This is a genomic window from Lentzea sp. NBRC 102530, from assembly GCF_030269365.1.
GTDB lineage: Bacteria > Actinomycetota > Actinomycetes > Mycobacteriales > Pseudonocardiaceae > Lentzea.
Window position 1 is genome coordinate 365,152 of the sequence record NZ_BSTF01000002.1, and the last position, 14,211, is coordinate 379,362.

A 14,211-nucleotide genomic window follows, 5' to 3' on the forward strand; every position below is an offset into this window, starting at 1 on the left:
CTCCCTGGGCTTTTCAGTAACCGGACACGTCCGGCCAGCGGAGCTCGACCCCGTCGCGTTCCAGCCGGTGCTGGAAGTCCGCGAGCAGGGCGGGGGTGTTGCGCACCGCGCGAGGGGTGACTCGGTGCGCCAGGCAGAAGTCCGCGAGCGCGCCCGCGACCTCGCCGACGTTCCACTCGACCGGGTGCAGCCGGTGGGAACCGTTGGTGATGTGGGTGGTGCCGATGTTCTTGCCCGCAGGCAGGAGGTTCTCGACGCGTTGGGGGATGAGCGCGCCGAGCGGGATCTCGAACGGGCAGCTCGCGACGTCGAGGTAGTTGTCGCCGCCGGTCGACGGGTGCAGGTCGATGCGGTACATGCCCACGCCCACCGCGTCGGCGTGCTGCACCGCGCCCTTGTCGCCGCGCACGGCCAGCGACAGGTCCTGCTCGACGATCGTGTACTCGGTGCGCATCCGCCTCGACTCGCGGATGTACGGCGCCTGCGCCAGCCCGTCCGCGCTGCCCGTGACGTCACCGCGCAGCCGCAGGCCCGGGAATCCCGTGCCGCCGTCGGGCCTGGGTGCCTCGGTCTGCAGCCAGTACAGGACGGACCTCGACAGTTCGCGGGCCGCCGCGATGTGCGCGTCGGCGTCCGGCACGTCGATCACCGGCGACTCGAAGTAGTCGATCATCGGCCAGTTGACCAGGCAGATGTCGCTGTCGTAGGCGCCGTCGACGAAGTTGCGGCGGGCGGCGATGCGGCGGAACGTCCACAGGTTGCTGTCGCCCGCGCTCAGCCTCTGGTCCGAGAGCACGGACAACGGGTCGTCGTCCGGGTTCGGCGTGAACGTGCGCTCGGCGATGTTCAACGTGCGCGGGTCGGGGGAGCGGAACGACAACATCCGGTCACCCCAGTAGGGAGGCTGGTACTCCCGCCAGAAGTCGTAACGGGAGGGCCGGTCGATCGTGTGGTCCCCGTCGACGTGGTCGATCGCGAAGCACACCGACATCGCCTGCATGTTCGCCGGTTGGGCCACTTCTGGCGCGCTGGGCTCGCCGGTGTCCAGGGTGGACTCGAAGCCCGTCACGTACTCCGTGCCGGACAACGGCAGCAGCTCGCCCGTCTCGGTCGCGTCGAGGACGTAGGGCGCCGCGAGCTCGACCTCGGATCCGTTGTGCTCGACGGTGACCGACACGATCCGGTCGCCGTCGGTGCGCGCGGAGACCGGCCGCGCGGGTTGCAGGACCGTGAGCTGACCGCTGCCCCGGTACGGCGCGAGCATCTCGTCGATCACGGCGACGGCGACGCGCGGTTCGTGGCACAGGCGGCTGACGTTGCCCGCGCCGGGGTTGAGCTCACGCCACGCCCTGGCGCGCGGCGTCAGCGGGTAGTGGCGGCGGTAGTAGTCGCGGATGCCGTCGCGCAACGCCCGGTAGGACGCGGTGACGCCGAAGCGCTCCACCCAGCTGTGCTCGTCCGGGGGCACGGCCTGGCTGGTGAGCTGCCCGCCGAGCCACTCGAACTCCTCGGTGAGCACGACCCGGCGACCGGCGCGCAGCACCGCGAGGGCCGCGGCGACGCCGCCGAGTCCGCCGCCGATGACGACGACGTCAGGGTTGTGGGACAAGAGATTCCTCCAGAAACTCAGCCGAGCGTGGTGCCTTCGACGAACTCGCAGGCCAGCAGCTCCTGCGGGGTGGTGCCGTGTTCGAGCACCTCGGTCAGCGCCTGCACGGCCCGCCGTCCCATCTCCCGGCGCGGGATGCGGAACCCGGTCAGCGCGACGTCGTCCGGCGCGGGCCTGGTGGCCGCCCCGAGCGTGAGCACGGAAAGATCGCCGGGGACCGACAGGCCGCGCTCGCGGGCGGCGAGGACGAGCGCGGCACCGTCGGAGACCTCCTCGGCGAGCACGCACGTGATCCCGTTGCCGCGCAGCTGGTCGAGCCCGGCGAACTGCACGTGCGTGCCTTCGAGTCCCTGCGCCGCAACGGCCTGCTTGAAGCCGCGCAACCGGTCTGCCGACGACTCCGCGCCCGTGCCGGCCCCGACGTAGGCGAACTTCCGATGGCCCAGGGCCACCGCCCGGTCCACCAGGTCGCGCACGGCGGCGGGGTAGTCGGCACCGACGTGCGGCACCGGCCCGCCCGCGTCGTCGCGGCGGCCGATGGACACGAACGGGATGGCCTCGGCGACGAGCTGCGCGAGGTCGTCGCGGTCGACCGAACGGCCTAGCAGCACGCACCCGTCCGCGAGCCGGATCCTGCTGTCGTCGTTGAAGATCCGCCGCCGCCCGCCCGCCGCCTTCGCGCTGGTGAACAGCAGCAGGTCGCAGCCCACCTCCTCGGCCTGCTCCTCGATGCCCTCGAGGAACGGCTGGTAGAAGTCGGCGCGGGTGCTCGGGAAGACGGCCTCGTAGGTGAACACGCCGAGGATGCGGTTGCGCTGGTCGTGCAGGCGCCGCGCGATGGGGTTCGCGACGTAGCCCGTCCGGCGGATGACCTCCAGGACCCGCGCACGGGTCTCGTCGGCGATCCGGACGCCGCTGTCGGTCCGGTTGTTGAGCACCAGCGACACCGTGGCCTGGCTGACGCCTGCCATCCGCGCGATGTCCTGCTGGGTGAGCCGCTTCGCCATTGAACACCTGCCAATTCGAATTGGCACGGAGTCTGCGCCAGCACCCGCGCTGCCGTCAAGCCTGTAATAATTCGAATTAGCACCTTGACGGACCGGGTGTGGGGGAGCGAGGGTGCTCCGCCAAGGAGGTAGGCCCGTGAACGCATTCAGTCGTCGCAGCCTGATCACCGGCGCGACCGCGGCCGGACTGCTCGCCGCTCTGCCCGTGACAGCACACGCCTTGCCGGCACCCCCACCCGTGACGCCCGGCCGCCGCGCCTTCGCGCCGGAGGAACAGCGGTTCGCGCAGTACCTGATGCTGGTCTCACCGATGGTCGCCGACATGAACCCGGCCGGGTTCTTCGGCGGTGGCTGGTGGCGCAGCCCGAACGTCCGGTACAACGCCCGCGTCCAGGAGCACGTCTACACGCTGGCGTGGTTCGCGACGCAGTCCCGCCCGTGGAACCCGTACCGCGGCAACGCCGAGGTGCTCGCCGCGCTGGACGCCGGGCTCGGCCACTACCTCGGGCTCCAGCACGCCGACGGCTCGTGGCCCGAGTACTCGCCCGACCAGCACTCGCTCGCCGCGACCGGGTTCGCGATGGGGTACCTGAGCAAGACGAACGCACTGCTCAGGAGCACCCGAACGCTGCCGGCGCGGCAGCGTCAGATCTCCGCCGCACTGCACCGGGCCATGACGTGGTTCCTCGATCCGTCCACCGGCACGGTCTGGCAGTCGCCGCTGACCTGGGCGAACCAGACGACCTCCGGGCTCGCCGGCGCGGGCCTGGCGTTGCGGCAGGATCCCGACCGGGTGCTGCGCGGGCGGTTGACCGAGGCGTTGCGCAGGCTGGCCGTCGCCGGGCAGAGCCCGGCGGGCTTCTTCTACGAGGAGTCCGGCGCCGACACGAACTACAACTTCGAGGTGATGCTGCCCGAGCTCGCCGACGCGTGGCGGCAGACCGGCGACCAGAACCTCGTCACCATGACCCGCCGGTACACCGACTGGCTCGGCTACAACCTGCTGCGCGAACCCGACGGCTCCGGCTGGTTCGCCAACATCGCCACGAACTCGCGCACGTCCTCGAAGTTCTACGCCGACGTCCGCCCCGACCCCGAGCGCACGGCGCTGAACGCCCAGTTCGTGCCGGAGGTGCCGGACCTGGCGGCGTTCGTGTCGAGCCGTGAGGACCTGGCCGCCGCCCGCAGGGCCTGGGCGGCGTCACCGGAACCGATCCCCGCGCTCGCCAAGCAGGACACGTCCCCGCGCATCCTCGCGCACGCGATCTACGGTGAGCGCTACCCGAGTCGTGCCCAGCGCACGGCGGCCATCGCGCGGTTGCCCCACCGGCGGTCGCACTTCACCGAACTGCGCAGCGATCAGGGGCAGGACTTCCTGTTCGTGCGCCGGCCGCGCTGGTACGTCGGCGGCTACTTCGGGACGCGCCGCGCGACCTCGTTGGCGCGCACCGGGTTGACGTTCCTGTGGCATCCGGTCGCGGGCACACTCGTGCAGTCGATGAACAACAACAACCACGCGTGCTGGGCAACCGTGTTCTCCGGCCAGAAGCCGGACTCCGACGGCGTGCAGAGAGCGGAGTTCCTCGGCGGTGAGCCCTACCGGTTCCGCTACCGCACGGCGTCCGGCTCGGTGGTGACGGAGGTGACCGTCGGCGACCGGATCACCCGGACCGTGCGCGCGCAGTCCGCCGCCACCGAGCAGATTCCCTTGGTGGTGAAGGATTCCGACGTCCTCGTACTGGACGGTCGCGGGCTGACGCTCACCCGCGGTCGCACGGTGGTCCGGTTCGACTGGGGCCGGACGCTGGAACCTCAGCTGCGGCCGGCGTCCACGATCAGCTATCCGGGACGGCGCCTGCACGTCCTGACGGTGCCGCACGACGGGACGTTCGACCTCGTGGTGTCGGTGCGTTAGTCCACATTGGACTCACGTTCACCCTGATGTCGCAACGCCGCAACGCATGTCCGTGCAGCTCACGGGGTATTCGAGGTGCCCAAACCCATTTGGTCCCACCGAGTACCACCCGTGAGGGAGTGGTTGTGATGGCTCACGTGCGCCGCATCGTCGACATCCACACCGGAGACGAGTTCGACCAACCGGTTCCCTTCGGTCTGGTGTACCCGGTGTGCACCGCGGACGGGGAAGCACCGCCGAGCCAGCGCGGCCGCACGTGGGAACACCTCGTCGCGAGCGACCGCGAGCTGCGCCAGGTGTCGTGAAGTCCGTGTGAAGAACTCCCACGCCGGGTAGGCCCGGTGCGGGTGACCCGGTCGGGCTACCCGTGCGAAGGGAGTTCGACATGGACTTCGGACAAGGGCTGACCGACGCCTGGCGCGCGGTGGCCACGTTCGTGCCCAAGCTGGCGGCGTTCCTGCTGATCCTGCTGATCGGCTGGTTCGTCGCCAAGACGGTGGCGAAGCTCGTCGACAAGGTCCTCGAACGGGTCGGCTTCGATCGGCTCGTCGAGCGCGGCGGCATCCGGCGAATGCTCGCCAACAGCAAGTACGACGCCTCCGACCTTCTCGCGAAGCTGGTCTACTACGCGCTGCTGCTGATCACGTTGCAGATCGCGTTCGGCGTGTGGGGCCCGAACCCCGTCTCCGAACTGCTCACCGGGATCGTGGCGTGGCTGCCGAAGGCCGCGGTCGCGATCATCATCGTCGTGGTGGCCGGCGCGGTCGCCAACGCGGTGAAGGACTTCATCGGCGGTGCGCTCGGTGGCCTGTCGTACGGGCGTGTGCTCGCGAACATCGCGTCCATCTTCATCTGGGCGTTGGGCATCATCGCCGCGTTGAACCAGATCGGTGTCGCCACGACGGTCACCACGCCGGTCCTGATCGCCGTGCTCGCGACCGTCGGCGGCATCCTCGTCGTCGGTGTGGGCGGCGGTCTGGTGCGGCCGATGCAGCAGCGGTGGGAGGGCTGGCTGGGACGCGCGGAGCAGGAACTCCCGCAGGCCCAGGCCCAGGCGGAGGCCTACCAGCGAGGACGTGAGGACGCGACCCGTGTCGGCGCGGCTCCCGCTGCCCCTGCTCCCGCTGCCGCCGCCGAACCGGTCACGGCGCCGATGCCCGTGGCTCCGCAGGACCCGGTGCTCGGCGAGCGCCGGCCGGACGAACGCTGAGTTCCGCGACGAGGCGCACCCGCCTGGGTGCGCCTCGTGTCACGCGAGCTTCGGCAGGACGGGCACGTCGCCGGTCAGCGGCTTGACGTCGTGCAGGTGCGCGAGTTCGCAGATCGCCCTCAGCCGCAGACCGACCCACGACGTAGGCGTCCAGTCCGCGTCGAGGACGTGGTCGAGCAACCCGCGCCCGTACGAGGCGAGGAGCACGACCGCGCCGACCGCACCGGCGCCTTCGACCCCGATCAGGAGAATGTCGCGCACGGCCGCCGCGTGCTGGTCGACCTCGGCGGCGAGGGCGGGCGTGAGGGCGGGCGCCGCCCACCCGGCCACCCCGATCCGGGCCGACACCTCGGAGATCCACTGCCGCGCGTTCTTCTCGCGCCAGGTCGCACGCGTCCCGCCACGGTAGCGGCGGGTGCCGGAGCACCGGTTTGGGCGCGCTGGACGGGGGTAACCACGCGCGGGCGCGTCAAGCAGTCGGCGCGAGGATTCCGGCTGTGAAGGCAGGCGAGCATGACCACCGAACTCGACGAGCCCGCGTCCCGCCAGGTGCGCGCGACGGCACTGGAGAACCTGGACAACGCGGTCTGCTCCGCTCTGTCCGGGGTCGGCGCCGAGGACGCTCGCAGAGGTCTCGAGGAAGCGCTGGCGGCGTGCTCGGACGTGCACGCGACGGTGTCACCGCAGGTCCTGGGCAGTGTCAAGGCCGCGGGGGAACACCTGCGCTACGGCGAGCGGATGGAGGCGCGGATGCTGCTGACCGTCGCCCACCGGCTGCTGTCGCGCCGGTCCCACCCGGTCGTCCTGCCCGGTCCGCGCGAAGTTGATCGTGTCAACGGCTCCGTGCGCGGGTAACCGGAGAACGTGGACATCAAGCACGAAGTGCCTCAGGAAGTGGCCAGGGTCGAGTCGTCTTTGCTCGCGAGCTACCCCGACTACCTCGACGCCCAGCGGCTCGTGGACCGGATGTCCGACGACGGGTTCCCGGTGGAGAGCGTCAGGATCATCGGCGAGGGCGTTCGCACCGTCGAACAGGTGACCGGACGGCTGACCCGGGGCCGCGCGGCGGTGATGGGCGCGGCCAGCGGTGCCTGGTTCGGTGTGTTCATCGGTCTGTTGTTCGGGCTGTTCAGCACGGACACGGCCTGGGGCTGGTTCCTGGCGATCAGCGTCGTCGTCGGCGCGTTCTGGGGTGCCGTCTTCGGGTTCGTCGCGCACTGGAGCACGCGTGGCCGTCGTGACTTCGCGAGCACCATGACGTTGCAGGCACGCCGGTACGAGGTGCACGTCGACCGGGAACGGGCCGCCGAGGCAGCGCGTTACGTGCTCTGATGCAGACCTTCCTGCCGTACCCGGACTTCGCCGCCAGCGCCCGCGTGCTGGACCGGAGCCGGCTCGGCAAGCAGCGGGTCGAGGCGCTGCAGGTGCACCGGGCGTTGGTGGTGCCTGGCCACGGCTGGCGCCACCACCCGGCCGTGAAGATGTGGGTGGGCTACGAGGAGGCCCTCGTCCGGTACGGCCTCGACGTCTGCGCGGAGTGGCGGTCGCAGGGCTTCCGCGACACCTGCGAGGCCACGATGCGAGCGGACCTGGCCCGCGCCACCGGCGTCGTGCTCGTGCGCACGCAGGACGAACTGGCCGCAGCCGGGGACCTGCCGCCGTGGCTCGGTTACGACGAGGTGCACCGCAGCCACCAGTCGGCGTTGGTGCGCAAGGACCCCGCGCACTACCGCCGGTTCTTCCCCGCGGTGCCGGACGACCTGCCCTACGTCTGGCCGCCCACGCTCACCCGCACGGTGAACCCGTCCCCGTCGCGGCCCATCGCCACGTAGTCGCACGTGCGGTGCAGGATCCACAGTCCGAGCCCGGCCGACAGCGTCTCCTTGGTCGGCATCAGCCCCGCGAGCGGGTCGCCCGGGCCGGGGCCCTGGTCGGTCACCGACACGACCACCCGCGACCCACCGGCCCAGAGCCGGAACCGGACCGGGGCGACACCGTGCGTCAGGCCGTTCGTGACGATCTCGCTGGCCGCGTAGACGACGTCGTGCGCGTCGTCCTCGTCCAGACCCAACGGCTCGATGGCCGTGCCGACGGCCTCCCGCACCGCGCTCGCCGTCGCGTCGAAGAGCTCGACCAGCGGCGTTCCCGCCTCGAGCGCGTCGCTGACCTGCGGGGTGGCGGCAAGACCCTCGCGGTATCCGGGGTTGGCCTCGTGCGTGCCGGGCGCGGACATGATGTTCGGGTGTGTGCTGAGCACGTCGGCGAGCACGTCCGCGGGAGTCGTCCTCGTGTCGTACGGGCACAACCCCCACACGGGGAACTCGGCGTACGCCCGGTTCACCGCGGCCTCGTACCGCGCCCACCAGTCCCAGCACGCGCCCACACCGGAGTGCGGCACGTCGCCGACCACGCGCATCTGCTGCGCGCCGCTCGCCGTGTGCTCCGCGAACAGGGCGCGGAAGCGGGCGATCGACTCGGACGGCCGGGAGTACTGGTCGGCACCCGGCAGGTACATCACGGCGGCGTCGCCGAGCGCACCGCGCAGCAGGGCAGAGTTCCGCTCCGTGCACGCCACGACCGACGGTTCGCCCGCGCGCAGGCCGCCCTCGACGAACGGCACGGCGTGCGCGAGGAACTCGTCGTCAGAGCCGTAGAAGGCGGTCTCGTGGAAGAAACCGGTCACGCCGACCGATGTTACGCGCGCGAGGCCTGAGCCCGTCACGCACGCGAGGCCTTCCGTGCACGCGAAGCCTGAGCCGTCCGAGGGAACCTGCCACGAACGGCACTCACACACCGGGTGCGCTACGGTACTCACGGGTTGAGCAGCCAGCCCGGTGACGGCCGTGCGTGCCGTCCCACCTGGAGGTTGCCGCGTGCTCCCCATCAGCCCGATCCCCTTTCGCACGAGTTGCGAGACCATGGGCGTCTCCACCCTCGTCCGCGTCGGCGGTGAGGTCGACTACACGACGGCCCCTGAACTGGCCGAATGCCTCGTCCAGGCGGTCGAGGCGGTCATCCCGCCCGCGCCCGTCGTCGTGGACCTGAGCGGTGTCCGGTTCCTCGGCGCCCAGGGCATCGGCCTGCTGCTCGACCACCAGGACCTGTGCCTGCGCCGCGGCAGCGCGCTGGTGGTCGTCGCGAACACCGCCGCCGTGCTGCGGCCGTTGCAGGCGCTGGAACTGATGAGCGTGCTGGGCGTCCGGTCGTCGGTGCTCGACGCCGCGGTGCCGCCGGAGGTGCCGGCTTAGGTCTGTCCGGGATGCGGAGGGCAACGGAACACGTTGGCCTCCGCATCCCGCGTCATGTCGTGGACTCAGAGCATCGGCGGCATCAGCCGGTAGCTCTCGGAGTAGTACTCGCCGGTGCGGTCGCGGTAGCCGTCGTGGTCGTCGGGGTCGTACGGCGGCGCGTTCTTGATCTGCTCCTTGGTGCGGTCGACGTGGACCTTGCGTTCCTCGTGGTCCACGTGCCGTACGGTGCCGACGGGCAGCACCACCTTGTTCCCGAAGATCCACGGCCCGGTGTCGACCATCAGGCAGTCGTGCGGCACCTTGGCGTTGTCCTCGTGGATCTTCCCGATGCCGCCGTCGGTCGCCTCGACCTCGTAACCGATCAGGCCGGTGTCGGGCCGATCTGCCAGGTCCGGCTCCGGTTCGCCGGCCCAGGACGGATCGCGCCACAGCCACGGGATGAACGGGACGGGTTGCATGTCGGCCTCCTCAGGTCCGTCCCGGGGTACCCCGTCACACCCGGTCGAGGAACTTCCTCATCATCGAGATCTGTGCGGTCCGCGACTTGTCGATGCGGTCCGCGAGGGCCTTGACCTCCTGGCTCGCGCCGCTGCCGGTCTCCCAGCGGGCCATCTGCACGGCGTCGTCCTGGTGGGCGATCATCACGTTGGCCAGGCGCTGGTCGAACTCGGCGCCCTTCAACGCCGTCAGCCGTTCGACCTCCTCGGGGTCGGACTCGCGCATGCCGCCGTGGCCCGCGTGCGCGTCGGGTGGTGCCGTCAGCGGTTCGCCCCACGACGTCAGCCAGTTCCGCATCGTGTCGGCCTCGGTCACCTGGGTCTGCTCGATCGCGGCGGCGAGCATGCGCAGTTCCTCGTCCTGCGCGCGGTCTTTCGCGAGCGCGACCATCTCCACTCCCTGCTGATGATGGGGGAGCATCATCTGCAGGAACATCACGTCCAGCGGATCGCCGCGCAACACGGTGTCCGGCTGCGTGGAGGCGCAGCCGGACACCACGAAGGCGAGCGCCAGCAAGAAGAACCGCATCAGAGGCGTCGCCACAGGGCGGGCGTGTTCGGCGGTTCCCAGCCGGCGATGGCGGTGTGCGCGAGCTGGCACTCGTAGTTCACGCCGCCGTAGGTGACGCGGTTGCCGATCGAGTACGTCGTGCCCGCGGCCCACGTGCCACCGGCGGGCGGCTGCGTAGTGGTGGTCGTGGTCGTGGGTGGCTGGGGCGTCGTGGTGGTCGTCGGCGGGTTGGTGGTGCCGCCGCCGAAGTCGACGTCCGAGCACGTGTAGAACGCCTCGTTGCTGCCCACCACGCGCTGCCAGATCGAGTAGACGATGTGGCGGCCCGAGCGGTTCGGCAGGTTCAGCGTCCAGTTGGTGAACGTGGAGGGGTTCTGGTTGTTGAACGTCTGGAGGTGCACGAGGTCCGACCAGCGCAACGGCATGGTCGGGTTCCAGCCGTCCCTGGTGATGTAGAACTCGAAGTTGCTGTTCGAGTGAGGTGCGGACGCGTGGTACGTCACGGTCAGCGCCCCCGGCGAGACCCGCTTGGCCGGCCAGTCCGCGCGTTGCAGGTCGAGGCCGCGGTACTTGTCGCGACCGGCGCTGCAGAGCTTGCCGTCGGGGATGAGCTGGCGGTGGCGCCCGCCGGCCTCGAGCAAAGAGACCTCGTTCCAGTCGTAGTACGCCTGGGTGCCACCGGCGGCGACGGCGGCCTTGCAGGCGTCGGACTTCGGCGTCTCCGGACCCTCGTTCTTGCACGTGTAGACCCGGCTGGCCGGATCGGACATCGTGCCGTGGGCGATCGCGGGCGTCGTGGGGACGATGAACGCGACGACGACCGCAGTGGTGGCGGACAGGCTCGCTAGGGCAAGCCGAGTGCGTGTCTTCACTGCGCCTCCTGGCAGGCGGAGGTGGCGATCACTTCCCAGTTCAGGAGGTGTTCGCGTGACGGGTCGGCGGCCCTGGTTCACGAGTGTAAACAAGTGGTTGAACCATTTCAGTGGACCAACCGGGCGAATCGCCCATCCGGCGATGAGTCCTGGAGCCGCTGGCGGTCTGCCTTCCCGACGGAACCGGGGAAGGGTGGATCGACGTGGACCTGCACAGCGTGCTGTGCGTGAGCGACCTGGCGCGCTCGCTGGAGTGGTACGGGGTGTTCTTCGGCCGGGCGGCGGACGAGGTCATCGGTGAGGAGCACCTGTGGCAGGTGGGGGAGAACGCTTACGTCGTGCTCGACGCCCGTGACGTGCGATCTGCCCGTGTGGGCGGGTCCATGCTCACTTTCGGGCTGTCTTCAAGCGAGTTCGATGCCGCGTTGGAGCGGTTTGCGGCTCACGGCGTGACGCATGCAGCCGTGGAGACGTACTCCAACGGCGTGCTGCACGTCGAAGTGCTCGATCCCGACGGCAACAGCCTGTCGCTCGCGGCACTGCCGTAGGTCTTGCACACTCGACGGTGGGCACCGCAGAAGGGACCGCGCCATGACCACCGATCCCACCGTCGAGGCGTTCGTCGCCGCCGTGAACGCGGGCGACCGCGACGCGTTCTACGGGCTGTTGACCGACGGCGCCACGATGTCCGACGACGGTAGCGATCGTGATCTGCGCGCGTGGACCGCCAAGGAGTTGTTCGACGACAACGGGACGATGAAGGTCGAATCGTCCTCGCCGGACGGAATGTCGTTGATCGTCCACGTGCACAACGACACGTGGGGAGAGATGCGCACCTTCTGGCGGTTCGTCGTAGAGTCGGGCAAGGTCAGCCGCTTCGAGACGGGACAGGCGTAGATGAGCGACGAGAACGTGCTGGGACGCATCAACGAGCTGGTCGACGAGGAGCACAAGCTCCGTCAGCAGCTCGCGTCCGGCGAGATCTCCACGGACGAGGAGCACGCGCGGCTGCGGTCGCTCGAGGAGGCACTCGACCAGTGCTGGGACCTGCTGCGGCGGCGCCGGTCGGCGCGGTCGCTGGGCGAGAACGCCGAGGACGTGCCCGCCCGCTCGGTCGGCGAGGTCGAGGGCTACCTGCAGTAGTCAGTTCTTCGTGTCGCGGAAGACGACCCAGCGCAGGACGCTGTACATGAACGCCGCTTCGCACGCCCCGGCCACGATCCGCGACAGGTGGTACTGCAGGCCGAGTTCGGTCAGCGCGCTGCCGACGCCGAGGACGAACGCCAGGTAGTTGATCAGGATCGCGACGGCGTACAGGCCTGCCTGCGGGCCGACCGGGGCGTGGGAGCGGAAGTTCAGGGCGCGGTTCAGCACGAAGCTGAGCCCGAACGCCAGCACGTAGGCGATCGTGAACGCGAGGGGCACCAGCAGGCCGAGGCCGCTGCGCAGCAGCGTGAGCAGCAGCAGGTCGATGCCGAACGTGAAGCCGTTGATCAGGGCGAACCCGAGGAAGCTCGGCGCCACCACGCGGGACAGGCGCAGCGGCAGCCACCTCACCACGACCTCCATCAGGTCGTGGAACCTCGTGCCGAGGTCTCTGTCGTTCGCGTGCATGGTGGGCGTCCCGCCGGTCATGGTCACGACAGTGCCACGTCCGAGAGGGACGAAAACGACGAAACGCCCGGTGATCGACAGGTCGACCACGGGTGTTCAGCGGGTGTTCAGGTGGTTGAACCGCCGCCAGCGCGTGGGGCTCATCCCGTGCACCTTGCCGAACGTGCGGGCGAAGTAGCCGGCGTCCGGGATGCCCACCTGAGCGCCGATGTCGCCCACCGGCAGGTCCGTGACGGCGAGCAGGCGCCGGGCCTGCACCATGCGGCGTTCGGTGATCCACTCACCGACGGTGCGGCCGGTCCGCCGGCGCACGGACGAGGTGAGGTGGCCGGGGGAGACGCTCACCGCGGCGGCGACCTCCCGCAACGACAGCGGCTCGGCGTAGCGGCGTTCGATCACGTCGAACACCGAGGCCAGCAACGGTTCCGCGTTCTCGCGCAGGTCGCCGACCACGTCCGCGGCCAGCCGGGAGACGCCGACCAGCAGCAACGTGAGGTGCGCCGACACCGCCTCGCGGTAGCCGTCGCGGCGATGGTGCAGTTCATCGTGCAACGCCTCGACGCGAGCGGTCCACTCGGCGCGTGCGGGCGCGGGCACCTTGAGCCGGAGCGCGCCCGTGGCGCCGCCGCGGACGAACGGGAACAACAGCGGGTGCGTGCGCCACGCCAGGTGCGTGCCGGGGGTGTCCGAGCTCAGCACGTCGGCGGTGAAGAAGACGCCCCACCCGTGTGCGTCGAGCAGGTCGTCGCCGCGCGCCTGGCCCATCACGTCGCCGGGCGCGATGACGAACAGGTCGCCCGCCTCGACGTGCCGGACCTGGCGGCCGTGCCGCACGATGCCGCCGGACTCCTCGAAGTACGCGATGCCCGGGAAGTCGTGGGAGTGGGCCTCGTGCGCGCCGTTGATCTCCGCGCCGTGGCCGAGCCGCACGGCCGCCACGGACAGTTCGCCGGGAGCGGGTCGCCAGGCGTACTGCGCGGGTTCGTCGCCGCTCATCCGCGTTCGTCGGGTGCGCATCGTCAAATCGTCCCATTCAAACCGTGGATCGGCACAGAAATCCCAGTGCTGCTCAGGCCACACTGGGGCCATGACCGAAATATCGTCCCAGGAGCGCGACTACCTGCCCGGCATGGGCAAGCACTACCTGCTGCCGTTCTACGACCTGTTGCACCGCGTGTCCGCGCTGGGGCGCGTCCACGCCGAGATGGTGGCGCTGGCCCGGTTGCGGCCGGGTCAGCGCGTGCTCGACGTCGGCTGCGGCACCGGCAACCTGTTGCGCGCCACGGCGAAACGGCATCCGGACGTCGAACTCTTCGGCGTCGATCCCGACCTGAAGATGCTGGCGCGGGCGGAGCGCAAGCTCAGGACCGCGGGAGCGCGGCTGGACAGGGGGTACGCGCAGGAGTTGAGGTTCCCCGACGCGTCGTTCGACGTCGTCTTCTCCAGCCTGATGCTGCACCACCTCGACACCTCGTCGAAGGACGAGATGCTGGCCGAGGTCCGGCGGGTGCTGAAGCCGCAGGGCCTCCTGGTGCTCGCCGACGCCGTCTTCCACCACCACGGGACGTCGAAGGAGCACCTGCAGGACAACGTCGGCGACGCCGTCCCGAAGCGGATCGAGGCGGCCGGGTTCACCGCGGAGCCGACCGTGCTGCACAAGTTGCGGATGTTCGGCACCATAGGAATCGAGGTCGCGAGAGTCCACTAGGGACAGGTCCATTGTCG

The 14,211-nt window shown here is 70.2% G+C and carries 20 protein-coding genes; 11 read left to right on the forward strand and 9 right to left on the reverse strand.

Annotation, left to right across the window (positions count from 1 at the left end):
- Positions 1–13: 13 nt before the first annotated feature.
- Together QSK25_RS05210 and QSK25_RS05215 are read right to left on the reverse strand one after the other, a co-directional pair.
- Positions 14–1,609, reverse strand: a complete 1,596-nt coding sequence (locus QSK25_RS05210; protein ID WP_285633718.1) for an FAD-dependent oxidoreductase — start codon at positions 1,607–1,609, stop codon at positions 14–16.
- A gap of 17 nt (positions 1,610–1,626) precedes the next feature.
- Positions 1,627–2,616, reverse strand: coding sequence for a LacI family DNA-binding transcriptional regulator (locus tag QSK25_RS05215; RefSeq protein ID WP_285633721.1), 990 nt, complete (start codon positions 2,614–2,616; stop codon positions 1,627–1,629).
- A 136-nt stretch (positions 2,617–2,752) separates the two neighbouring features.
- Here QSK25_RS05215 and QSK25_RS05220 point away from each other — a divergent pair, with 136 nt between their 5' ends.
- The 3 genes from QSK25_RS05220 (at position 2,753) to QSK25_RS05230 (ending at position 5,741) form a co-directional block, all read left to right on the forward strand.
- On the forward strand, positions 2,753–4,531 hold the full coding sequence (locus QSK25_RS05220) for a hypothetical protein (protein WP_285633724.1): 1,779 nt from the start codon (positions 2,753–2,755) through the stop codon (positions 4,529–4,531).
- Between the two features lie 128 nt (positions 4,532–4,659).
- The gene (locus QSK25_RS05225) at positions 4,660–4,836 is read left to right on the forward strand and encodes a hypothetical protein (protein ID WP_285633727.1); all 177 of its coding nucleotides are present in this window, start codon (positions 4,660–4,662) and stop codon (positions 4,834–4,836) included.
- Positions 4,837–4,916: 80 nt separating this feature from the next.
- Positions 4,917–5,741 carry a mechanosensitive ion channel family protein gene (locus QSK25_RS05230; RefSeq protein ID WP_285633730.1) on the forward strand — a complete coding sequence of 275 codons (825 nt, stop codon included), beginning with the start codon at positions 4,917–4,919 and terminating at the stop codon, positions 5,739–5,741.
- 39 nt (positions 5,742–5,780) lie between these two features.
- Here the strand turns inward: QSK25_RS05230 and QSK25_RS05235 are convergent, their stop codons facing one another.
- On the reverse strand, positions 5,781–6,089 hold the full coding sequence (locus QSK25_RS05235) for a DUF6401 family natural product biosynthesis protein (protein WP_285633733.1): 309 nt from the start codon (positions 6,087–6,089) through the stop codon (positions 5,781–5,783).
- A 165-nt stretch (positions 6,090–6,254) separates the two neighbouring features.
- Here QSK25_RS05235 and QSK25_RS05240 point away from each other — a divergent pair, with 165 nt between their 5' ends.
- Genes QSK25_RS05240 through QSK25_RS05250 form a run of 3 tightly spaced genes read left to right on the forward strand, consistent with a single transcriptional unit; the run spans position 6,255 to position 7,573 of the window.
- Positions 6,255–6,596, forward strand: coding sequence for a hypothetical protein (locus QSK25_RS05240; protein ID WP_285633736.1), 342 nt, complete (start codon positions 6,255–6,257; stop codon positions 6,594–6,596).
- A 27-nt stretch (positions 6,597–6,623) separates the two neighbouring features.
- Positions 6,624–7,073 carry a YflT domain-containing protein gene (locus tag QSK25_RS05245; protein ID WP_285633739.1) on the forward strand — a complete coding sequence of 150 codons (450 nt, stop codon included), beginning with the start codon at positions 6,624–6,626 and terminating at the stop codon, positions 7,071–7,073.
- On the forward strand, positions 7,073–7,573 hold the full coding sequence (locus QSK25_RS05250; protein ID WP_285633742.1) for an MSMEG_6728 family protein: 501 nt from the start codon (positions 7,073–7,075) through the stop codon (positions 7,571–7,573). Before QSK25_RS05245 ends, QSK25_RS05250 begins: the two co-directional genes overlap by 1 nt.
- Here the strand turns inward: QSK25_RS05250 and QSK25_RS05255 are convergent.
- Positions 7,507–8,424 carry an anti-sigma factor RsbA family regulatory protein gene (locus QSK25_RS05255; RefSeq protein WP_285633745.1) on the reverse strand — a complete coding sequence of 306 codons (918 nt, stop codon included), beginning with the start codon at positions 8,422–8,424 and terminating at the stop codon, positions 7,507–7,509. The genes QSK25_RS05250 and QSK25_RS05255 overlap by 67 nt on opposite strands.
- Positions 8,425–8,659: 235 nt before the next feature.
- Here QSK25_RS05255 and QSK25_RS05260 point away from each other — a divergent pair, with 235 nt between their 5' ends.
- Positions 8,660–8,989 carry an STAS domain-containing protein gene (locus QSK25_RS05260; protein ID WP_285633748.1) on the forward strand — a complete coding sequence of 110 codons (330 nt, stop codon included), beginning with the start codon at positions 8,660–8,662 and terminating at the stop codon, positions 8,987–8,989.
- 65 nt (positions 8,990–9,054) lie between these two features.
- Here QSK25_RS05260 and QSK25_RS05265 read toward each other — a convergent pair whose 3' ends face one another.
- Genes QSK25_RS05265 through QSK25_RS05275 form a run of 3 tightly spaced genes read right to left on the reverse strand, consistent with a single transcriptional unit; the run spans position 9,055 to position 10,872 of the window.
- Positions 9,055–9,450 carry a PRC-barrel domain containing protein gene (locus tag QSK25_RS05265; RefSeq protein WP_285633751.1) on the reverse strand — a complete coding sequence of 132 codons (396 nt, stop codon included), beginning with the start codon at positions 9,448–9,450 and terminating at the stop codon, positions 9,055–9,057.
- A gap of 34 nt (positions 9,451–9,484) precedes the next feature.
- Positions 9,485–10,018: a DUF305 domain-containing protein gene (locus QSK25_RS05270; protein WP_285633754.1), complete on the reverse strand. Its 534-nt coding sequence runs from the start codon at positions 10,016–10,018 to the stop codon at positions 9,485–9,487.
- On the reverse strand, positions 10,018–10,872 hold the full coding sequence (locus tag QSK25_RS05275; RefSeq protein ID WP_285633757.1) for a lytic polysaccharide monooxygenase auxiliary activity family 9 protein: 855 nt from the start codon (positions 10,870–10,872) through the stop codon (positions 10,018–10,020). The genes QSK25_RS05270 and QSK25_RS05275 overlap by 1 nt, the downstream gene beginning before the upstream one ends.
- 203 nt (positions 10,873–11,075) lie before the next feature.
- On the opposite strand from QSK25_RS05275, the gene QSK25_RS05280 reads away from it, so the two are divergent.
- Genes QSK25_RS05280 through QSK25_RS05290 form a run of 3 tightly spaced genes read left to right on the forward strand, consistent with a single transcriptional unit; the run spans position 11,076 to position 12,015 of the window.
- The gene (locus QSK25_RS05280) at positions 11,076–11,420 is read left to right on the forward strand and encodes a VOC family protein (RefSeq protein ID WP_285633760.1); all 345 of its coding nucleotides are present in this window, start codon (positions 11,076–11,078) and stop codon (positions 11,418–11,420) included.
- Between the two features lie 43 nt (positions 11,421–11,463).
- Positions 11,464–11,769, forward strand: coding sequence for a nuclear transport factor 2 family protein (locus tag QSK25_RS05285; protein WP_285633763.1), 306 nt, complete (start codon positions 11,464–11,466; stop codon positions 11,767–11,769).
- Entirely contained in the window at positions 11,770–12,015 is a 246-nt protein-coding gene (locus tag QSK25_RS05290) for a DUF2630 family protein (RefSeq protein WP_285633766.1), read from the forward strand.
- Here the strand turns inward: QSK25_RS05290 and QSK25_RS05295 are convergent, their stop codons facing one another.
- Both QSK25_RS05295 and QSK25_RS05300 read right to left on the reverse strand, forming a co-directional pair.
- A complete protein-coding gene (locus QSK25_RS05295; RefSeq protein WP_285633769.1) occupies positions 12,016–12,507 on the reverse strand; it encodes a GtrA family protein in 492 nt (163 codons plus the stop codon).
- Positions 12,508–12,582: 75 nt separating this feature from the next.
- Positions 12,583–13,503: an AraC family transcriptional regulator gene (locus QSK25_RS05300; protein ID WP_285633774.1), complete on the reverse strand. Its 921-nt coding sequence runs from the start codon at positions 13,501–13,503 to the stop codon at positions 12,583–12,585.
- Positions 13,504–13,573: 70 nt separating this feature from the next.
- Between QSK25_RS05300 and QSK25_RS05305 the strand changes: the two genes are divergently transcribed.
- Positions 13,574–14,194 (forward strand): class I SAM-dependent methyltransferase, encoded by a 621-nt coding sequence (locus QSK25_RS05305; protein ID WP_285633777.1) that lies wholly within the window; start codon positions 13,574–13,576, stop codon positions 14,192–14,194.
- Positions 14,195–14,211 lie beyond the last annotated feature (17 nt).

What these genes read in the sequence shown, in the direction of transcription:
- QSK25_RS05250 (WP_285633742.1), top strand. Translation starts at nt 7,073, where the DNA reads ATGCAGACCTTCCTGCCGTACCCGGACTTCGCCGCCAGCGCCCGCGTG.
- QSK25_RS05240 (WP_285633736.1), top strand. Translation starts at nt 6,255, where the DNA reads ATGACCACCGAACTCGACGAGCCCGCGTCCCGCCAGGTGCGCGCGACG.
- QSK25_RS05215 (WP_285633721.1), bottom strand. Translation starts at nt 2,616, where the DNA reads ATGGCGAAGCGGCTCACCCAGCAGGACATCGCGCGGATGGCAGGCGTC.
- QSK25_RS05290 (WP_285633766.1), top strand. Translation starts at nt 11,770, where the DNA reads ATGAGCGACGAGAACGTGCTGGGACGCATCAACGAGCTGGTCGACGAG.
- QSK25_RS05300 (WP_285633774.1), bottom strand. Translation starts at nt 13,503, where the DNA reads ATGCGCACCCGACGAACGCGGATGAGCGGCGACGAACCCGCGCAGTAC.
- QSK25_RS05225 (WP_285633727.1), top strand. Translation starts at nt 4,660, where the DNA reads ATGGCTCACGTGCGCCGCATCGTCGACATCCACACCGGAGACGAGTTC.
- QSK25_RS05230 (WP_285633730.1), top strand. Translation starts at nt 4,917, where the DNA reads ATGGACTTCGGACAAGGGCTGACCGACGCCTGGCGCGCGGTGGCCACG.
- QSK25_RS05260 (WP_285633748.1), top strand. Translation starts at nt 8,660, where the DNA reads ATGGGCGTCTCCACCCTCGTCCGCGTCGGCGGTGAGGTCGACTACACG.
- QSK25_RS05295 (WP_285633769.1), bottom strand. Translation starts at nt 12,507, where the DNA reads ATGACCGGCGGGACGCCCACCATGCACGCGAACGACAGAGACCTCGGC.
- QSK25_RS05285 (WP_285633763.1), top strand. Translation starts at nt 11,464, where the DNA reads ATGACCACCGATCCCACCGTCGAGGCGTTCGTCGCCGCCGTGAACGCG.
- QSK25_RS05305 (WP_285633777.1), top strand. Translation starts at nt 13,574, where the DNA reads ATGACCGAAATATCGTCCCAGGAGCGCGACTACCTGCCCGGCATGGGC.
- QSK25_RS05270 (WP_285633754.1), bottom strand. Translation starts at nt 10,018, where the DNA reads ATGCGGTTCTTCTTGCTGGCGCTCGCCTTCGTGGTGTCCGGCTGCGCC.
- QSK25_RS05265 (WP_285633751.1), bottom strand. Translation starts at nt 9,450, where the DNA reads ATGCAACCCGTCCCGTTCATCCCGTGGCTGTGGCGCGATCCGTCCTGG.